Origin of the sequence: Streptosporangium sp. 'caverna', from assembly GCF_003203775.1 — a bacterium.
GTDB classification, from domain to species: domain Bacteria; phylum Actinomycetota; class Actinomycetes; order Streptosporangiales; family Streptosporangiaceae; genus Streptosporangium; species Streptosporangium subroseum.
The window spans coordinates 10,233,384-10,249,868 of sequence record NZ_CP029711.1; the positions used below are offsets into that span (position 1 = coordinate 10,233,384).

The following is a 16,485-nucleotide window of genomic DNA, read 5'->3' on the forward strand; positions in this document are numbered from 1 at the left end:
TGTGCCCTTATTCTTTCAGACCCGCTTTTTCGTGTCAAACCAGCTCATTTTCAACCAGTTGACTCGATCTTGCTTATCTTAGAGAAATTCGAGCGACCCCGTTTCCAGGGCAACCCCTCAAACTTACCAGCCCTTGAGCGGCTCTGCGAACCGATCTTTGAAACCGTTGGTTTGAAAGGATCACCGGCAAACATGACGCAGCCATACTGAAGTCACCGGAGTGAACTAAGTGGTTTGCGCCGGACCCTGCCGACTTCGAAAGATTAGCAGTCCCCCAAGACCGCTCGGGACGTAACCGCGAAGCTCACGAGGCAACGGAGACACACGACGGACACCCGGCGGACGCGCAGCGGACACGGAGAGACCCGGAGAGCCGTGCCCGGAGGATGCGCGGAAGACTCGGAGGGGACCAGGAACCGGGTCCGGCGGGAAACATAGACTCGGCGGGGGGAGCAGCCAGACGCCGCCTACGGCGAAGAAGGTTCCCAGCGAGCGCGTGCACCACGGGGACACCGTGGTCGATGACTACGCGTGGCTGACGGTCAAAGACGATCCGGAGACTGTTGCCTACCTGGAGGCGGAGAACGCCTATACGCAACAGGCGACCGCGCATCTCAAGCCCCTGCAGGAGAAGCTCTTCCAGGAGATCAAGGATCGCACCCTGGAGACGGACCTGTCGGTCCCCACCCGCAAACGCGGCTGGTGGTACTACTCCCGGACCGAGGAGGGCAAGCAGTACGGCATCCAGTGCCGGGTGGCGGCCGAGGGAGAGACGCCCCCCGAGCTGAAGGCCGGCGAGGCCCTGCCCGGTGAGGAGATCATGCTCGACGGCAACGAGCTCGCCGGAGACAACGACTTCTTCTCCATCGGCACCAGCTCGATCAGCCCCGACGGCACCCTGCTCGCCTACTCCGTCAATTTCACCGGAGACGAGCGCTTCACCCTGAAGGTGAAGAACCTCACCACCGGTGAGACCCTCTCCGACGAGATCCCCGGCATCTTCTACGGCGGAGCCTGGTCGGCCGACGGCACCACGTTCTTCTACACGACGGTCGACGACGCCTGGCGGCCCAACCAGGTCCACCGGCACACGATCGGCACTCCGGCCGAGGACGACGTGCTCGTCCACGAGGAGAGCGACGAGCGGTTCTGGGTCGGCATCGGTCTCAGCCGAAGTGAGCGCTACCTGGTGCTCTCCGCCGGAAGCAAGATCACCAGTGAGATCCGCATCCTTGAGGCGGACGATCCGGCGGGTGAGTTCCGCGTCGTACGGCCTCGGGAGACCGGCGTCGAGTACGGCGTCGACCACGCGGGCGACCACTTCCTCGTCCTGCACAACCAGAACGCGGAGAACTTCGAGCTGGCCACCGCGCCGCTCGACGATCCCGGCAGCTGGACGCCGCTGATCGAGCACCGCGCGGACACCCGGCTGCTCGACATCGACGCCTTCCAGAACCACACCGTGGTGCACTTCCGCCGCGACGGGCTCACCGGCATCCGCATCCTGCCCGGGGACGCCGAGCCCTACGAGATCCCCTTCCCCGAACCCATCTACGATGTCGCACCTTCGGGCAACCCGGAGTTCGGCACCGGGCGGCTCCGGCTGGGCTACACCAGCATGGTCACCCCGCCCTCGGTCTACGACTACGACCTTCAGGCGCGTGAGCTGGTCCTGCTCAAGCAGAAGGTCGTGCTCGGCGGCTACGACCCGGCCGACTACGAGCAGTTCCGCGAGTGGGCGACCGCCGAGGACGGGACCCGCATCCCCATCTCGATCGTGGTCAGGAAGGGCACGGACCGCCCCGCGCCCACCGTGCTGTACGGCTACGGCAGCTACGAGATGTCGATCGACCCGTCGTTCTCCATCGCGAGGCTCAGCCTGCTCGACAGGGGCTTCGTCTTCGCCATCGCGCACATCAGGGGCGGCGGCGAGATGGGCCGCCACTGGTACGAGGACGGCAAGTTCCAGAAGAAGAAGAACACCTTCACCGACTTCATCGCCGCCGCCCGGCATCTCAGGGACGAGAGCTGGTCGAGCGCGATCATCGCCAGGGGCGGTTCGGCCGGCGGACTGCTCATGGGAGCGGTCGCCAACCTCGCACCGGAGGTCTTCGCGGGCGTGGTGGCCCAGGTGCCGTTCGTGGACGCTCTGAACACGATCCTCGACCCGTCGCTGCCGCTGACCGTGATCGAATGGGACGAGTGGGGCGATCCCCTACACGATGCGGATGTGTATGAATATATGAAGTCATATACGCCCTACGAGAACGTGGACGACCGGGTCTATCCGCCGATCCTGGCCATCACCAGCCTCAACGACACCCGGGTCTTCTACCACGAGCCCGCCAAGTGGATCGCGAAGCTCCGCGAGGTCGCGAACGGCGGGCCGTTCCTGCTCAAGACGGAGATGGACGCCGGACACGGCGGCCGAAGCGGCAGGTACGACTCCTGGCGCGAAGAGGCCTTCACCCTCTCCTGGATCCTCGACACAGCCAAGGTGACCCAATGACATATCTCGCAGCCGACGACCGCTACGACGAGCGGCAGCCGTACAACAGGGTTGGCAGGAGCGGGCTCAAGCTGCCCGCGGTCTCCCTGGGGCTCTGGCACAACTTCGGCGACGACAAGCCCTTCGAAATCCAGCGGGACATCCTCAGGAGGGCCTTCGATCTGGGAGTGACCCACTTCGACCTGGCCAACAACTACGGCCCGCCGGCCGGCTCCGCGGAGACCAACTTCGGGCGGCACTTCCGCGAGGACTTCGCCCCCTACCGCGACGAGCTGGTCATCTCCACGAAGGCCGGATACGACATGTGGCCCGGCCCCTACGGCGAGTGGGGGTCGCGGAAGTATCTGCTGTCGAGCCTGGACCAGTCGCTGGAGCGAATGGGGCTCGACTACGTCGACATCTTCTACAGCCACCGGTACGACCCGGAGACGCCGCTGGAGGAGACGATGGGCGCTCTGGACCACGCGGTCCGGTCGGGCAAGGCGCTCTACGCCGGCATCTCCTCCTACTCCCCGGAGCACACGGCCCGGGCCGCGCGGATCCTGAGGGAGATGGGCACGCCGCTGCTGATCCACCAGCCCTCCTACTCGATGCTCAACCGGTGGATCGAGGGCGGGCTGCTCGACGTCCTGGAGGAGGAGGGCGTGGGCTGTATCGCGTTCTCCCCGCTGGCGCAGGGAATGCTGACCGATCGCTACCTCGACGGCATCCCCGAGGGCTCACGGGCCTCCCTGGGGCGCTTCCTCACCCCCGAGATGCTCACCGACGAGACGATGCGGCACATCCGCACCCTCAACGGGATCGCGAGCAAGCGGGACCAGTCACTCGCGCAGATGGCGCTGGCCTGGGCGCTGCGCGACAAGCGTGTCACCTCGGTGCTGATCGGCGCGAGCAGCGTCGGGCAGCTGGAGAACAGCCTCGCGGCTGTGGAGAACCTGTCGTTCGCCGCCTACGAGCTGGAGGCGATCGACCGGGACGCGGTCGAGGCGGGCGTCAACATCTGGGCCGCGTCCAGCCAGGCCTGACTCCACCGCCCCCACCCTCCGAAGAAAACCCCCGCAGGACCCGTGAGGGTCTCGTCAAAGGGCCTCGTGTCGCTGCAGGTAGGTGAACGAGGCCCAGCCGGGGAGCACCGGCAGCCAGAAGGTGAGCAGCCGGAACAGCAGCACGGCCGAGGTGGCGACCTCGTAGGTGAGGCCCGAGAGCGTCAGGCCGAGCGAGAGGGCGCCCTCGACCGCGCCGAGGCCTCCGGGGGTGGGGGCGGCCGAGCCGATGGCGTTGCCCGCGAGGAAGACGATGGCCACGGCGGCGAAGCTCAGGGAGCCGCCGAAGGCGTGGACGCAGGCGTCGAGGCAGACCACAAAGAAGATCGTCAGCAGCAGGGTGCCGGTGAACCCCTGGACGATCTTGCGAGGTGACTGGATCACGTCCAGCAGCCTCGGGATGACGCCGGAGAACAGCGGGCGCAGGCGCGTGATGATCAGGCGTCGCAGCCGGGGGATGCCCATGATGACCACGATGAGCACGGCCGCGGCGAGCAACGTGATCACCAGCGTGCGCGACGGGGTGAACGACGTGGCGGCGCTGGAGCCGGTGACGTAGGCGAACAGCAGGAGCAGCACGATGTGGAAGGCCAGGCCGATGAGCTGGGAGGCTCCCACGCTGGCCACCGCCTGGCCCGGCGGGATGCCGCGCTTCTGCAGGTAGCGGGTGTTGATGGCGACACCGCTCACCGCCGCGGGGGCGACCAGCTTCACGAACGATCCGGCGAACTGGACGAGCACGGTCCGGCCGAGCGGGAGTTTCTCCGGCACGAAGCCCATCAGCATCAGCGCGGCGGCCACGTAGCTCAGCATCGCGGCGCCCAGCGCCACGCCGGTCCAGCCCCACTTGGCCGACGTGATCATGTTCAGGTTGATCTGGGTCAGGTAGTAGACCAGGAAGTACGCGGCGAAGGCGCTGCCGATGATGGTGATCAGGGTCCGGGGGCGGAAGCGCTCCAGGCGGACCCCTTCGACCTCGGCCTCGGCCTTGGGTTCGAGCTCGACGATCCGTTCGCGGATCGCGGTCAGCAGCTCCTTGTTCTTGGACAGCGCGGCCCTGGTCTCGCGGGTGAGCGCGATCCGCTGGAGCAGCGGGAGCGCGCCGGCCAGCGCGCTCGGGCCGGCCACCCGCGCGGCCGCGTCGACCGCGCGCGCGGCGCCGACGCGCAGGCTGAGATAGGTGAGCAGCTGAGCGATGTCGAGGCGGAGCAGCAGGTCCCCGGCGGCGATCTCACCGCTGCGGGCGTCCATGAGGATGACGCGGCCCTCGTTGTCGACGTGGATGCTGTCGCCGGTCAGCCTCCGGTGGGCGAGCCTCTGGACCTGCAGGAGCAGGACCTGCTCCCAGATCTGGGCGAGCAGGTTGTCGTCGATCTCCTCGTCGGGGATCTCGTCGAGCGCGCGGGTGTCGGTGTGCTCGTAGGCGAGCAGCGCGGCCTCGGTGCCGATCTCGCTGGTGCCGACGAGCCGGGGTGTGCTCGCCCCCGCGGCCTGCGCGGCGTACGCCATGAGGGCTTCGCGCTCCAGCTCGGGACGGAGCGAGCGGATGGCCCTGCGACGGGTCTCGGTGTTGAGCCGGATGCGCCGCCAGAGCCGGTAGAGCAGCCCGGCGACCTGACGGTCGCGGTCGAGCACGGTGACGTCGAGGCGGCTGCCGTCCTTGAGGCCGATGGCGTATCGGCGGCTGCTCTGGTGGTCGTCGTCCAGCCTGCGGGCCTTGACCGGCTTGAAACCCAGCTTGCGGATCGCCGCGACGATCGCGCTGCCCGGCGGCCGGGTGTTGGGGCTGCCCACGCCGTACAGGATCGCGTAGCCGACCGCCAGTCCGAGAAGGATCGAGACGACGATGCCGAGGATGGTGGCGGCCGTCGCGGCGAACAGGGCGACCGCGTTGAGGGCCACCGCGCTCCACAGGGCCGCCCGCCAGGTGGGCCGGCGGGATATTCGTACGGCGGTGACGTAGGCGATGACCGGGGTGAGCAGGGTGTTGATCGGCTCGACCTCGCTCCGGCCACCGGTCAGCAGGAGCCGCAGATCCCCCGGGCCCGCGTGGAGGATCCATTCGCCGAGGGCGAAGGAGAGCACCATCCCGGCGATGGCCGCGAAAAGTCCCTCGGCCACCCGCAGGCCGTCGCGGTGGAGAACCCTCTCGATCGCGAAGGCGGCGGGGACGCCCAGCATGGCCGCCCCGCTCAGCACCCCGGCCAGACCACTGAGGAGGAACGGCGCCCGGTTCGTGCCGTCCGTGACGTCGCCTTCGAGACCGTTGAGAGTCTTCTGCGCGACGAGCGCGAGCAGCACCACGGCCGTCAGGCCCAGCACGGTGGCCAGGAACCGCAACAGGTCGGAGGGCCGGCGGATCCGCTGCGGGAGCAACGGCTCGACGACGAGCACGACGGAATCATCGCCCGTCGATCGCCCCGCGCCATCGATGGACGTCATCTCGTCCCATTGCTTGATTTCCGTCACCGCCAGCGATTCTGCCCGGTTCGTATTACAAGTGCGTCATCGATCATCATTACAAGTGCGTCACTGATCTTCTTCTCCAGTGTCCACAATTGAAATTATGCGTATCTCAGTGGCCTCCGACAGCCTCGACGGCGTGGCTTCCATCTTGATCTCTGAAATCGAAGAAAGAGGTCATACGGTGATACCCCACGGTGCCGTGACCGATGAACGCGCCGACTGGGCGTGGTGCTGTTCTCGTGCCGCCGAGGATGTCGCCTCGGGCGTGGCCGATCAGGCGATCGTGTGCTGCTGGACCGGGACCGGGGCGTCGATCGCCGCGAACAAGGTGCCGGGAGTCCGGGCGGCCCTCTGCTCGGACGCGGCGACCGCTGCCGGAGCCCGGCGATGGAACGACGCCAACGTGCTGGCGATCAGCCTCCGGTTGATCTCGGCGCCCCTGCTGGAGGAGATCCTGGATGCCTGGTTCGCCGCGAGTGCCAGCCTCGACGAGAACGATCAGGCGAACATAGCGTACCTGTCCGAGATCGAGAATTGACCCTCCGAACTGCGGCGATGCTGGATCAATGAGGCTAAGGCCTGAAAAGCTGATCATCATGCGCTGTCGTCCGTTCGCCACCGCCTATGCCCCCTACGGGGTTCCGTCCAACGATCGCGATCGTTCTCGCCGCGTCGCGTCTCATCGTGAGCGCGGGAGGTCGCCCGCCCCGCTCTCGACGGAGGAGTTCCGTATGCGCGCCCGCGCCCGCAGGGGGCTGCTGGCCGCGATCACCGCGGCGTCGGTCCTGGCCCTGCCCGTCGTCGTCCCTCTCCCCGCCGGCGCGGAGGCGGATCTCGGAATGTCCCGGTCCGCCGGGACACCGGCCGCGGAACCAGGCCTCAAAGCGGCCGGCGCGGCGGTCAACGTAGCGGCGATCAAGCGCCACCTGGAACAGCTTCAGAAAATCGCCGACGCCAATGGCGGTACCCGCGCCTCGGGCACCCCCGGCCACGAGGCCTCCGTCGCCTATGTCGCCGACGTGCTGCGTTCCGCCGGGTATCAGGTCACCCTGCAGGAGTTCGAGTTCCCGTTCTTCCGTGACATCACGGAGCCCACGCTCAGGCGGGTGGCACCCGAGGCCAAGACCTATGTGCGCAAGGTCGACTTCAGGACCATGACCTACTCCGGATCGGGGAACGTCACGGCTCCCGTGCAAGGAGTGGACCTGGTCCTGCCGCCGTCCCCTGTGCCGAGCTCCACCTCCGGCTGCGAGGCGAGCGACTTCGCCGGGTTCGTCTCGGGGAACATCGCGTTGATCCAGCGGGGCACCTGCCCCTTCCAGGTCAAGGCCGAGCTCGCCCAGGCGGCCGGCGCCTCGGGCGTGATCCTCTTCAACGAGGGCCAGCCCGACCTACTCCCCGACGACCGCAGGGGCCTGATGGGTGGCACGCTCGGCGCCCCCACCACGAACATCCCCGTCGTCGCCACCACCTTCGCCGCCGGCGAGGAACTGGCCGTCCCCGGGACGACCGTGACGCTCGTCACGAACACCGAGGGCGATCCACACCGCAGGACGCGCAACGTCCTGGCCGAGAGCCGCTGGGGCGACCCGAACAAGATCGTCATGCTCGGCGCCCATCTGGACAGCGTCGCGGACGGGCCCGGCGTCAACGACAACGGCTCCGGCACCGCGGGCATTCTGGAGACGGCGCTGACCATGCGCGACATGCAGACCAGGAACCGGCTCCGCTTCGCCTTCTGGGGGGCCGAGGAGCTGGGCCTGCTCGGTTCCAAGCACTACGTGGCGGGCCTCCCCGCCGCGGAGAAGGCGAAGATCAAGATGTACCTGAACTTCGACATGATCGCCTCGCCGAACCACATCATCGGGATCTACGACGGTGACAACTCCGACGCGATCGGCGCCCCCGCGGGTCCTCCGGGCTCGGACCAGATCGAGAAGTTCTTCGAGGACCACTTCACGAGGTCCGACCTGCCGTACGTCGGCACCGACTTCACCGGCCGCTCCGACTACGGTCCGTTCATCGGTGTGGGCATCCCCTCGGGCGGCCTGTTCACCGGCGCCGAGGGCATCAAGACCGCCGCCGAGGCGGCCGCGTTCGGCGGCCAGGCCGGGGTCGCCTACGACGTTTGCTACCACAAGGCGTGCGACACCATCGCCAACGTCAACGACAGGGCTCTGACGGCGAACGCCGACGCGATCACGGCGGCGGCGCTCGCCTACGCCCGCAGCCGCAAACTGCCCGGCGGCGACGCCACCGTCGTCTCCGCCCCCGTTCTTCCCGTCCTTCCCGGGCCGGGAGTCGGTGCGGCCGGTCTCGAACCCGACCACGACCACGCCGTCGTCTCCAGGTAGCGCCCGCACGGTGACGGATCACCCGTCGCCGTGCGGGAAGCGCCTCGTGGAAAGCGCCTCAAACCGGCATCCCGAGCCGCAGCCCGTCGCCGTGCGGGAAGCGGCTCGACGCCTCGTGGGAGACGGCTCGTGGGAGGCGGGGAGGGCGCGAAGCCGTACCCTCTCCGCCTTCCCTTTTGCGCGCGGCTACAGTCGAGGGCATGTCGTTGGGTGAATTGCGAGTGTTGGGGGCGTGTCCGCTGGACTGCCCGGACACCTGTTCGTGGGTGGTGACCGTTCAAGACGGCAAGGCCGTCAAGATGCGTGGCAACCCCGACCACCCCTACACCCGCGGCGCGCTCTGCGTGAAGGTCAACCGCTACCTGGAGCACACCCAGGCGCCCGACCGCATCCTCCATCCGATGCGGCGGATCGGACCCAAGGGATCCGGCCGGTTCGAGCGGATCAGCTGGGACGAGGCCCTGGAGGAGATCTCCGTACGGCTGCGCGGGATCGTCGACGAGCATGGCGGCGCGGCCATCTGGCCGTACGTGGGCACCGGCACGCTCGGCTACGTCCAGGGATCCGAGGGGGTGGCCGGTCGGCGGTTCTGGAACGTGCTCGGAGCCTCCAGGCACTTCCTGAACATCTGCTCGGCGGCCGGGAACACCGGGCTGTCGCGGATCAACGGCACGCCCGGCGGCATGGATCCGGAGACCTTCGCCCTGTCGAAGCTGATCCTGCTCTGGGGCACGAACACGCTGACCAGCGGACACCACCTCTGGAAGTTCGTTCAGGACGCCCGCGCGGCCGGGGCGCACGTGGTGGCGATCGACCCGATCCGCACCCGGACCGCCGAACAGGCCGACGAGCACCTGCCGATCCGGCCCGGCACCGACGCCGCCCTCGCGCTCGGGCTGATGAACGTCGTCCTCTCCGAGGGGATGGAGGACCGGGACTACCTGGAGAACCACACGAACGGCTGGGAGAACCTCCGCGCGGAGATCCTGCGGCATCCCCCGGCGCGCGTGGCGGAGATCACCGGGCTGCCCGAGCCGGACATCCGGGCCCTGGGCGTACGGCTGGCGCACACCCGGCCCACCGGCATCCGGGCCACGATGGGCATCCAGCGGCACGCGGGCGGCGGCACCACGATGCGCACGATCGCCGCCATCCCGGGGGTGACCGGCGACTGGCGCCATCCCGGCGGCGGGATCGCGTACTCCACCAGCGGGCACATCCACCTGAACATCGACACCCGCGACGACCTGCTGGCCGAACCGGTCCGCACGCTCACCATGACCCGGCTGGCCGACGAGCTGGACGAGTCGGTGAAGTGCCTGTGGGTGTACGCGGCCAACCCGATGAGCTCCACCTCCAACCAGAACCGCATCCGCGAGAAGCTGCTGCGTGAAGACCTGTTCACGGTCGTGATGGAGCAGTTCCCGACCGACACCGTGGACTACGCCGACATCGTGCTGCCCGCGACCATGCAGATCGAGCACACCGACCTGCACGCGGGCTACGGGCACATGTATCTGATGTGGAACGAGCCCGCCGTCGAGCCGCCGGGCGAGTGCCTGTCCACCGCGGAGACGTTCCGCCGCCTGGCCCGGCACATGGGCCTCACCGAGCCGTCCCTGTACGACTCCGACCTGGAACTGGCCGAGCAGTTGCTCTCCTCCGGTCACCCGTCCCTGACGGGCATCACGGTGGACCGGCTGCGCAAGGAGGGCTGGGTCCGGCTCAACGTGCCGCAGCCGTTCGTGCCCTTCACCGATGGCTTCCCGACGCCCTCGGGGAGGATGGAGTTCGGCTCGGAGCCCGCGTACGTCCCCTCGCACACGGCCTCGGCCACGCGCGGGGCGTATCCGCTGACGCTGATCACCCCCGCCTCCCACACGTTCCTCAACACCATTTTCGCCAACAACCCCGAGCTGCTGCGGCGTTCGAAGGGGCCTCGGGTCCTGGTCAATCCGGCGGACGCCTCGCGACGGGATCTGAGCGACGGGCAGCGGGCCCGGGTGTTCAACGACAACGGCGAGTTCGAGGCCGTGGTGGAGGTCAGCGACAAGGTGCAGCCCGGCGTGGTGGCCTCCACGAAGGGGCACTGGCGCAAGCTGAGCCGGGGTGGATCGACGGCGAACGCGGTCGTGGACGCACGCGACGCCGACATGGGCCGGGGCGCCGTCTACCACGACAACCTGGTCGAGCTCGGTCCCTGTACTTCTTGAAGGCCATGAGGGTGCCTGATCGCCGGTGAGGAGCCGGTCGGCGCGGCCGGGCAGAGCGCCTTCGGCCCCTGATCGCCGGTGAAGGGCCGACCGGCGTGGTCCCCGCCGGGGAGGATGACCGGCAGGCGGCCGGCCGGCTTCACGGATCGGCGGCGAGAACCACCGCCTCGCCCGGTGCCGCCGAATGATCGGCCGGCTCGGCGCGGACCGCGACCCCCTTGAGAAGGGCGATCAGCTCAGCGCGAGCTTGTATCCCTCGTGGGACGCGGTGAAGCCGAGCGAGTCGTAGAACCGGTGGGCGTCCTTGCGGGACTTGTCCGTGGTCAGCTGGACCAGGGCGCAGCCGCGGGCCCGTCCGCGGTCGAGGGCCCACTCCATCATCTTCCTGCCCAGTCCCCGCCCGCGCAGATCGGAGGCGACGCGGACCGCCTCGATCTGCATCCGGAGCGCGCCCCGGCGGGAGATGCCGGGGATGTAGGTGAGCTGCATGGTGCCCACGACCTCGCCGCCCAGCTCCGCGACGATCAGCTCGTTGTTGGGATCGGCGTCGATGACCTCGAAGGCGGCGCGGTGCTCGTCCCCGAAGGTCCCCTGCCGGGCCGCGGCGACGACGTCGTCGGCGAGCATGGCCACGATGAGCGGGACGTCTTCGGCACGGGCGATACGGAAATCCACTGACATGCCAACCAACCTATCCAGCGCGGAAACGGATCCCTCAACGCGGCAGGGCGGCCGCGGCCGAGGAGGACTCCGAGGCGCGGGCACAGGACCCCTTTGGCCCGGCAGAGCCGCCACGGCCCAAGGGGGCTCCGGGGCGCGAGCGCGGAGGCCGAGACCGCCTGCCGGTTCGACCGGCCGTCACGGCTGCGGCTCGTTGGTTCCGTGCCGGTCCCGGATGCAACAACCCTGGGAACAATCAGGGTTGCTCCCCGATGTGCACAAGGGGCTCGAAAGGGCAACCTGAAGGCATGAAAGACGAACTGACTCGACAGGACGAGATGTCCCTCGCCGGAGCGGCCCTGCGCGGAGCTCCCTGGAAGGCCGCCGCGGTGACCGGTGGCGCGGTCGCGGCCACCAGTTTCGGCCTGGGCGCGATCACCGGAAGCGCCGATCTGACCTGGGCGATGACGGTCGGCATCGGCCTCTTCGCTCTCATCGCGGCCATCGGCTCGGTCAGCAAGCCCAACGTCGGCGACCGGGTGACCCGGCAGGCCCGGCTCTGGGCGCAGCGCCACCCCTGGAAGTTCTCCCTCTATCCCGCGCTCGGCTCCGCGGCGCTCATGTATCCGGTCCAGCTCATCGTCGACGGCGAGGGCGTGTTCGGCGCGGCGCTGGACGCGCTCCAGGGCGGGGTCCTGGTCTATCTGATCACGGCGATCGTGGCTCTGGCCATCAGGGGACGAGGCCAGTCTTCCCTGCCCTCCGGCCGCTGAACGGCATCAGGACCTGCGCGCGTCAGTCTGATCACGGCACTCGGCGGCCTCGGCGTGTTCGCCCTCGCCGCCGCGCTGCCGCACTCCACCCCGAACGCAGGCCGGAACCCGCCGCCCGGATCCTTCCGGTAAGGGCCCCCGCGCCCTACCGGCCGAACCCTCTACGACTTCTCGTACGCGGCGCGGCAGACACAGAACTCGTTGCCCTCCGGGTCGAGCATGACCACCCAGCCCTTGTCGTCGGGGTCGCGTCGTTCCTCGTGGACCACGGCGCCAAGCCCCACCAGCCGCTCGACCTCCTGGTCACGGGTCGTGCCATCGGATCCGGTGACGTCCAGGTGCAGGCGGTTCTTGACCGACTTCCCCTCGGGAACCCTGATGAACAGCAGGTTCAGCTTGCCCTGGAGAAGGACTTCGTCGTCCTCCTTCCCGTCGTCCGGGTGGATCTCCCAGCCGGTCGCCTTGCTCCAGAAGGTCGCCAGCTCGTACGGCTGGGCGCAGTCGAAAGTCACGAAGTGAACGTCAATCATGCGCCCACCCAACTCGACACCACCTAAGCTGTCAAGCAGGTTTTCGACACCGCCCATGCCGTAAAGCAGGTCACGGCACGCGACGCTCGGCATCAGCCGTTTCGGCGTTCCGGCCGGCACCCGTTCAGCGCTCTCGCCCGTGCCAGGTCAGCGCCTCCGGTCGGCGTTCCGGGGTATGGCGTCCCCGGTCAGTGCCCGCCACCGGCGAGGTTGAGACCGACGATGCCGGCGACGATGAGCAGGATCGAGGCGACCTTGAGAAACGACACCTCGTCACCCAGGAAGAGCATTCCGAGCGTGGCGGTGCCGACGGCGCCTATGCCGGTCCAGACGGCGTAGGCCGTACCGATCTCCAGACTTCTGAGGCCCATTGCGAGCAGGGCGAAGCTGAGAAAGGCGAAGATCAAGAATCCGAGACTCGGCAACAGCACGGAGAATCCGTTGCTCAGCTTGAGCGAATACGCCATTGCGACTTCGAACAGACCGGCGATGACGATGACAACCCAGGCCATGACGACTCCTCTATAAAGATCTATAAGGAGCGTCGTCTTTTCAGTCCGGGTACGGCGCGTCTCGTCCGGGAGGCCTCCCCGCTGGGGGCTCTGTTATTGAAACGGGGCAGATCTCACATTGATTCCCACCAGAGTGTGAACCACTGGTCGCGGGGCACCGGCCACATGTCCAGCTCGATCACGGTCGCGATCACCTCATCGGCCCGGTCCCGGCCGAGGCAGAGCCTCCGGCAGGCGCTCTCCGCCAGCTCGTCCAGATCGGCGAAGCGGGTCAGCGGCGCCAGGCGCCGCTCGTGGCGGACCTCGTGGCCGAGTGCCTCCGCCGTGGCGATCACGTCGTGGACCGTGGGCCGCGCCGGGCGGGTGATGCCGTGGAAGTGCTGCCAGAGGGGGTTGAGCCAGCTCATCGGGTGCCGCTCGGTGAGCTCCAGGACGACTCGACGGCGAGCGTGGGCGGACAGCTCGGTGAGAAAGCCGGACAGGTCAGGCACGTTGTAGACGACGTGCGCGGCGACCGCGACATCCGCCGGCGGGGTCTCGGCCGCGACGTCGGGCCAGCGTCCGTCGACGATCCGGGTGGGGACGCCCAGCCTGGCCGCCCGGGACGTCAGCTCGGCCAGCATCGCGGCGGAGGGGTCCACCGCGATCAGCTCTCCCATGCTCGCGGCCAGCGGAAGCGACGCCGCCCCGGTGCCCGCGCCCACGTCCAGCACGCTCCCGCCCCGCGGAAGCGCCTCGGCGACCCGTGTCAGGGTCGGCCCCTCGGGGTCGGCGAGGGCGCGATCGGTCCGCTCGGCGAAGCGTGCCGGTGAATAGCCCCAGGGATCGGCCGGGGCCTTCGCCGCGATCTCCTCCGGAATCCCCCACCCCGCGAGGTCGGCCCGCCACTGTTCGTCCATTTGAAGAGCCTAGAAGAGCCGGCCGGGCCGGTCGATCGACGCCGGGCCGTAGATGCGTGGCGGACCGGTCGATCGACGCCTGGCCGTAGGTGTGGCGAACACCCCAATTAAACAGTTTTCTACGGGTTACTGGCGGGTAGCATTCCGGGTAAGGTTACTGGTGAGTACGTAAGAGTCCCGGTTCCCCCGGTTTCAAGGAGCAGACCCCATGGGCCACTACAAGAGCAATGTCCGTGACCTGGAGTTCAATCTCTTCGAGGTGCTTGGACGCCGGGACATCCTGGGCACCGGCCGCTACCCCGACCTGGACGAGGACGTCGTGCGGAGCCTCCTCGAAGAGGTCAACCGCCTGTCCACGGGCGTGCTCGCCGACTCCTTCGAGGAGGGCGACCGCAAGCCGCCGGTGTTCGACCCCGCCACCAGCTCGGTGACGATGCCGGAGGGCTTCAAGAAGTCCTTCGCCGCCTACCGCGAGGCCGGCTGGACCAACATCGGCCTGCCCGTCGAGATGGGCGGTCCCGGCCTGCCCAGCAGCGTGAACTGGGCGCTCGCGGAGATGATCCTCGGCTCGAACCCGGCCATCTGGATGTACTCCAGCGGACCGGCCTTCGCCCACGTGCTGCACACGATCGGCACCGAGGCCCAGAAGCGCTACGCCGAGCTGGCCATCGAGAACCAGTGGGGCGCCACCATGGTGCTCACCGAGCCGGACGCCGGTTCGGACGTGGGCGCGGGTCGTGCCAAGGCCGTACGGCAGGACGACGGCACCTGGCACATCGAGGGCGTCAAGCGCTTCATCACCAGCGCCGAGCACGACCTGACCGACAACATCTTCCACCTGGTGCTGGCCCGCCCCGAGGGGCACGGCGGCGGCACCAAGGGCCTGTCGATGTTCCTGGTCTCGAAGTACCACGTGGACCTGGAGACCGGCGAGCTCGGCGAGCGCAACGGCGTCTACGTCACCAACGTCGAGAAGAAGATGGGCCTGAAGGTCTCCACGACCTGCGAGCTCACCTTCGGCGACAAGCACCCCGCCGTGGGCACGCTGATCGGCGAGGTTCACGAGGGCATCAAGCAGATGTTCATGATCATCGAGCACGCCCGGATGATGGTGGGCACCAAGGCGATCGCCACGCTCTCCACCGGCTATCTGAACGCGCTCTCCTACGCCAGGGAGCGGGTGCAGGGCGCCGACCTCACCCAGATGACCGACAAGTCGGCTCCGCGCGTGACCATCACCCACCACCCGGACGTGCGTCGCGAGCTGATGCTCCAGAAGTCGTACGTCGAGGGCATGCGGGCACTGGTCCTGCTCACCGCCACCTACCAGGACGACGTGCTGATCGCCGAGCACGAGGGCCGCAGGGACGAGCACGCCGAGGCGATGAACGACCTGCTGCTCCCGCTGGTCAAGGGTGTCGGCTCCGAGCGCTCCTACGAGCTGCTGGCCCGCTCCCTGCAGACCCTGGGCGGTTCGGGTTACCTGCAGGAATACCCGATCGAGCAGTACATCAGGGACGCCAAGATCGACTCCCTCTACGAGGGCACCACCGCGATCCAGGGCCTGGACCTGTTCTTCCGCAAGATCCTGCGCAACCAGGGCGCCGCCCTCGGCTCGCTGTACGGCGACATCACGGCCTTCGCCGCCTCCGAGGCGGGCAACGGCCGCCTGAAGGAGGAGCGCAAGCTCCTCGCCGAGGCCGCCAACGAGGTCAAGGCCATGGCCGACGCCATGGCGGGCTGGGCCATCGGCTCGCTGGAGGCTCCGAAGGAGGTCTACAAGGTCGGCCTCAACACCACGAGGTTCCTGCTCGCCCTGGGCGACGTGGTGATCGCCTGGCTGCTCCTGCGCCAGGCCGAGGTGGCCCTGACCGCCCTGGGCTCCTCCGCCATCGCGCCGGAATCGGGCACGGGCCGGAGCGACAAGGCCTTCTACACCGGCAAGGTCGCGGCGGCCTCGTTCTTCGCCCAGACCGTCCTGCCCCGCATCGCCGCCGAGCGCCGCACGCTGGACGCCACCAACCAGGACCTGATGGAACTGCCCGAAGAGGCCTTCTGATTTCTCCACCCGACCACCTGCTCCCGCGGCAGGCCGACGGGTGAGGGGCGATCCTGTTCGCAGGACCGCCCCTCACCCGTTTTCCCCGTCTTTCTCTGTACGGCCATGCACACCGCCCTCGTGCCGTTCACTCCCACAACCCTCGTCAGGAAGGGTTATGACGCCTGCTTGTGCTGATATTCCGCGACCGAAGCCATGATCACACTGATGGGAACCACGGCGTCCTGCCCGGCGAGCGCCGCCTCCACCCATTCCCTGATGAGCGCGGTGGGCTTGACTCCCCGCTCCCGGGCTCGTTCGCGGACCTGATCCATCACAGGCTTCGGCAGCCGCAGGGAGGTGACGATCATCACCTCGTCGGCGGGCACCGGCTCACGCGGAACCGCCCGCTCCAGATCCGCGGTCGTGTCGTGCTCGTCGTAGTAGGCGGCCAGTTCGTCGATCTTGTCTCGTGTCACAGTGATCAT

At 68.3% G+C, this 16,485-nt stretch carries 14 protein-coding genes, 1 pseudogene and 1 riboswitch; of the genes and pseudogenes, 9 read left to right on the plus strand and 6 right to left on the minus strand.

All coding sequences use genetic code 11. From position 1 onward, the window contains the following. The 4 genes and pseudogenes from DKM19_RS51360 to mgrA all read left to right on the plus strand — a co-directional run. On the plus strand, positions 1 to 210 hold a 210-nt coding region (locus DKM19_RS51360; RefSeq protein ID WP_204358500.1), incomplete at its 5' end, for a hypothetical protein. Positions 211 to 475: 265 nt separating this feature from the next. Then, positions 476 to 1,672: pseudogene (locus DKM19_RS53180) on the plus strand (oligopeptidase B); the annotation flags it as partial. Between the two features lie 168 nt (positions 1,673 to 1,840). Beyond that, positions 1,841 to 2,509 carry a prolyl oligopeptidase family serine peptidase gene (locus DKM19_RS53185; protein ID WP_369990753.1) on the plus strand — a complete coding sequence of 223 codons (669 nt, stop codon included), beginning with the start codon at positions 1,841 to 1,843 and terminating at the stop codon, positions 2,507 to 2,509. After that, entirely contained in the window at positions 2,506 to 3,534 is a 1,029-nt protein-coding gene (mgrA, locus tag DKM19_RS44180) for an L-glyceraldehyde 3-phosphate reductase (RefSeq protein WP_110704598.1), read from the plus strand. The genes DKM19_RS53185 and mgrA overlap by 4 nt, the downstream gene beginning before the upstream one ends. Before the next feature lie 54 nt (positions 3,535 to 3,588). Here the strand turns inward: mgrA and DKM19_RS44185 are convergent, their stop codons facing one another. Continuing rightward, positions 3,589 to 5,994 (minus strand): lysylphosphatidylglycerol synthase transmembrane domain-containing protein, encoded by a 2,406-nt coding sequence (locus DKM19_RS44185; protein ID WP_110706415.1) that lies wholly within the window; start codon positions 5,992 to 5,994, stop codon positions 3,589 to 3,591. A gap of 136 nt (positions 5,995 to 6,130) precedes the next feature. Here DKM19_RS44185 and DKM19_RS44190 point away from each other — a divergent pair, with 136 nt between their 5' ends. The 3 genes from DKM19_RS44190 to DKM19_RS44200 all read left to right on the plus strand — a co-directional run bounded on the left by DKM19_RS44190 (position 6,131) and on the right by DKM19_RS44200 (position 10,585). Further along, the gene (locus DKM19_RS44190; RefSeq protein WP_305000285.1) at positions 6,131 to 6,556 is read left to right on the plus strand and encodes an RpiB/LacA/LacB family sugar-phosphate isomerase; all 426 of its coding nucleotides are present in this window, start codon (positions 6,131 to 6,133) and stop codon (positions 6,554 to 6,556) included. Between the two features lie 193 nt (positions 6,557 to 6,749). Continuing rightward, on the plus strand, positions 6,750 to 8,372 hold the full coding sequence (locus DKM19_RS44195; RefSeq protein ID WP_110704602.1) for a M28 family metallopeptidase: 1,623 nt from the start codon (positions 6,750 to 6,752) through the stop codon (positions 8,370 to 8,372). A 200-nt stretch (positions 8,373 to 8,572) separates the two neighbouring features. Continuing rightward, on the plus strand, positions 8,573 to 10,585 hold the full coding sequence (locus DKM19_RS44200; protein WP_110704604.1) for a molybdopterin-dependent oxidoreductase: 2,013 nt from the start codon (positions 8,573 to 8,575) through the stop codon (positions 10,583 to 10,585). 231 nt (positions 10,586 to 10,816) lie between these two features. Here the strand turns inward: DKM19_RS44200 and DKM19_RS44205 are convergent, their stop codons facing one another. Beyond that, a complete protein-coding gene (locus tag DKM19_RS44205; protein ID WP_110704606.1) occupies positions 10,817 to 11,266 on the minus strand; it encodes a GNAT family N-acetyltransferase in 450 nt (149 codons plus the stop codon). Between the two features lie 287 nt (positions 11,267 to 11,553). Between DKM19_RS44205 and DKM19_RS44210 the strand changes: the two genes are divergently transcribed. Beyond that, positions 11,554 to 12,018 (plus strand): hypothetical protein, encoded by a 465-nt coding sequence (locus DKM19_RS44210; RefSeq protein ID WP_110704608.1) that lies wholly within the window; start codon positions 11,554 to 11,556, stop codon positions 12,016 to 12,018. Positions 12,019 to 12,179: 161 nt separating this feature from the next. Here DKM19_RS44210 and DKM19_RS44215 read toward each other — a convergent pair whose 3' ends face one another. From DKM19_RS44215 to DKM19_RS44225, 3 genes are all read right to left on the minus strand, one after another. Beyond that, positions 12,180 to 12,548 carry a VOC family protein gene (locus DKM19_RS44215; protein WP_110706416.1) on the minus strand — a complete coding sequence of 123 codons (369 nt, stop codon included), beginning with the start codon at positions 12,546 to 12,548 and terminating at the stop codon, positions 12,180 to 12,182. A 188-nt stretch (positions 12,549 to 12,736) separates the two neighbouring features. Continuing rightward, positions 12,737 to 13,060 (minus strand): multidrug efflux SMR transporter, encoded by a 324-nt coding sequence (locus tag DKM19_RS44220; RefSeq protein ID WP_110704610.1) that lies wholly within the window; start codon positions 13,058 to 13,060, stop codon positions 12,737 to 12,739. A 26-nt stretch (positions 13,061 to 13,086) separates the two neighbouring features. Next, a riboswitch (guanidine-III (ykkC-III) riboswitch) is annotated at positions 13,087 to 13,154 on the minus strand. 19 nt (positions 13,155 to 13,173) lie between these two features. Then, on the minus strand, positions 13,174 to 13,959 hold the full coding sequence (locus tag DKM19_RS44225; RefSeq protein ID WP_110704612.1) for a class I SAM-dependent methyltransferase: 786 nt from the start codon (positions 13,957 to 13,959) through the stop codon (positions 13,174 to 13,176). 208 nt (positions 13,960 to 14,167) lie between these two features. Here DKM19_RS44225 and DKM19_RS44230 point away from each other — a divergent pair, with 208 nt between their 5' ends. Then, positions 14,168 to 16,018 carry an acyl-CoA dehydrogenase gene (locus DKM19_RS44230; RefSeq protein ID WP_110704614.1) on the plus strand — a complete coding sequence of 617 codons (1,851 nt, stop codon included), beginning with the start codon at positions 14,168 to 14,170 and terminating at the stop codon, positions 16,016 to 16,018. A gap of 155 nt (positions 16,019 to 16,173) precedes the next feature. On the opposite strand, the gene DKM19_RS44235 is transcribed toward DKM19_RS44230, so the two are convergent. Continuing rightward, positions 16,174 to 16,485, minus strand: a complete 312-nt coding sequence (locus tag DKM19_RS44235) for a CopG family antitoxin (RefSeq protein ID WP_110704616.1) — start codon at positions 16,483 to 16,485, stop codon at positions 16,174 to 16,176.

Coding starts and splice junctions, on each gene's coding strand:
- DKM19_RS44185 (WP_110706415.1), bottom strand. CDS start 5,994: ATGACGTCCATCGATGGCGCGGGGCGATCGACGGGCGATGATTCCGTC.
- DKM19_RS44230 (WP_110704614.1), top strand. CDS start 14,168: ATGGGCCACTACAAGAGCAATGTCCGTGACCTGGAGTTCAATCTCTTC.
- DKM19_RS44195 (WP_110704602.1), top strand. CDS start 6,750: ATGCGCGCCCGCGCCCGCAGGGGGCTGCTGGCCGCGATCACCGCGGCG.
- DKM19_RS44205 (WP_110704606.1), bottom strand. CDS start 11,266: ATGTCAGTGGATTTCCGTATCGCCCGTGCCGAAGACGTCCCGCTCATC.
- DKM19_RS44200 (WP_110704604.1), top strand. CDS start 8,573: ATGTCGTTGGGTGAATTGCGAGTGTTGGGGGCGTGTCCGCTGGACTGC.
- DKM19_RS44225 (WP_110704612.1), bottom strand. CDS start 13,959: ATGGACGAACAGTGGCGGGCCGACCTCGCGGGGTGGGGGATTCCGGAG.
- DKM19_RS44215 (WP_110706416.1), bottom strand. CDS start 12,548: ATGATTGACGTTCACTTCGTGACTTTCGACTGCGCCCAGCCGTACGAG.
- DKM19_RS44220 (WP_110704610.1), bottom strand. CDS start 13,060: ATGGCCTGGGTTGTCATCGTCATCGCCGGTCTGTTCGAAGTCGCAATG.
- DKM19_RS44235 (WP_110704616.1), bottom strand. CDS start 16,485: ATGATCACTGTGACACGAGACAAGATCGACGAACTGGCCGCCTACTAC.
- DKM19_RS44210 (WP_110704608.1), top strand. CDS start 11,554: ATGAAAGACGAACTGACTCGACAGGACGAGATGTCCCTCGCCGGAGCG.
- DKM19_RS53185 (WP_369990753.1), top strand. CDS start 1,841: ATGTCGATCGACCCGTCGTTCTCCATCGCGAGGCTCAGCCTGCTCGAC.
- mgrA (WP_110704598.1), top strand. CDS start 2,506: ATGACATATCTCGCAGCCGACGACCGCTACGACGAGCGGCAGCCGTAC.